The sequence below is a fragment of the Spiroplasma sp. ChiS genome (assembly GCF_002968355.1).
Lineage (GTDB): Bacteria > Bacillota_I > Bacilli_A > Mycoplasmatales > Mycoplasmataceae > Spiroplasma > Spiroplasma citri.
This window is the reverse complement of record NZ_PUUH01000190.1, coordinates 1-972: the sequence shown is the minus strand read 5'-3', so window position 1 is coordinate 972 and position 972 is coordinate 1. Positions and strand designations below refer to the sequence as shown.

Annotated in this window: 1 protein-coding gene; it reads left to right on the top strand. The window is 22.0% G+C overall.

All coding sequences use genetic code 4. The features are described from left to right. Nucleotides 1-309 precede the first annotated feature (309 nt). Nucleotides 310-927: a hypothetical protein gene (locus C6B38_RS05425; RefSeq protein ID WP_105298929.1), complete on the top strand. Its 618-nt coding sequence runs from the start codon at nt 310-312 to the stop codon at nt 925-927. Nucleotides 928-972: the final 45 nt, after the last annotated feature.

The window sequence follows — 972 nt, the reverse complement described above, 5'->3', positions numbered from 1 at the left end:
ATTTATAAAGTGACCATCTCTATTTTTATTGTGGTTTGATGTTGACCTCGCACTTATCACCACTATCGCAAGTTATTGCGTCTATTATTTCCAGACTGATTACTGTTGGGTTAGACCACCAAAATATTTATTAAATTGTTAGATTGTTTTTCAAATAAAAAAACAACCCTTTAACAAGAGTTGCTTTTTTACGGGTTCATCATACACGATGCCAAGAAATAACAGATTATCAACTAGAATATTTTAAGGAATTACCATTTAATTTAGAACAATATTTTATTAAATTTTATGAAAAAGAGGTAAGTTTCAATGATTAATTTAAAATTTGTAAAATTACAGTTTAAAAATATAAAAATAATTTTAATTATATGATCTATTTTGTTTTTTTTATTAACAATTCTGGCAATAACTCTAAAATATTTTAGTCCAGCTACTAATATTGATGTACTTTCAGCTGCTAGTTTTGTTAGTTTTATTATATGTAGTTATGGTTGTTGTCTTATTATGATTTTTCCATATTCAATAATTACAACTCATATTTTATTAACAAAAGAAATTAAAGAAGGTTATTTTGCTTGTTGATTAGTATTGCCTATGTCAAGAAAAACAGTTTTAAATTCAAAAATTTTTACATTTTTTTCGTCAATTATAATTTTAAATGTTGGTTCTTTATTTTTACAATTAATTTTATTTTCTCTGGTTTACAAAGATTTTAATCAACAAAATCAAATAAATTTAGTTCTTACAAGTTTTTCATTTTTATTTTTATGGATATTATGATCTTTTATTGTTTGAGTTATTTCTTGTTATTTTGATAAGTCTCGACTATCTATTTCAATATTATCACTTATTTCAATATTGTTTTTATTATTTGGTATTTTATCTTTTATTGGGAAAATATTTCAGACACTTCAAACCCAAATTTAGAAAAACTAAAATATTTTAAATTTTTAACAATTATTTCATTTTTTA